Here is a 380-nt window from a genome sequence, read left to right as displayed (position 1 = left end):
GGTTCTGCCTGGCGTCGAAGTGATGTCGACGGCGATCACGCATGGGGTCGCCGGGGACAGCGTCATCCGCGACCACAATGTCCGCCGATTCGATGCGACCCTTGCGGTGCTCCTGCCGCTTGCCGTCGTCGGTCTGCTTGCCTGGCGGCGCAGCGTCATCGGTTTCGTGATGATCGCGCTGCTGTTCGTCGCCTGGGCCGGCGTCAATGTCGCGGCATTCCGGCAGGGATACTGGCTGAGTGCGGCATTGCCGATTGCAGCCGCGTTGCCACCGGCGCTGATCTTCGGCGCCGCGCAGCTGTTTACCGACCGCCGCCGGGCCCGTCTTTTCGCGGCGCAGAGCGAATTGTTGCAGCGGATCGAAGCGCCGGGCCTCGGAG

1 protein-coding gene is annotated in these 380 nt (G+C 67.1%); it reads left to right on the top strand.

The features are described 5' to 3' along the window. Positions 1–22: 22 nt before the first annotated feature. The coding region (locus tag AC1DIX_RS28210) for a hypothetical protein (protein WP_477328676.1) at positions 23–380 on the top strand (358 nt) is incomplete at its 3' end.

This window comes from Massilia sp. 05N420 (assembly GCF_056397205.1).
This window is presented reverse-complemented; position numbering and strand designations above follow the sequence as displayed.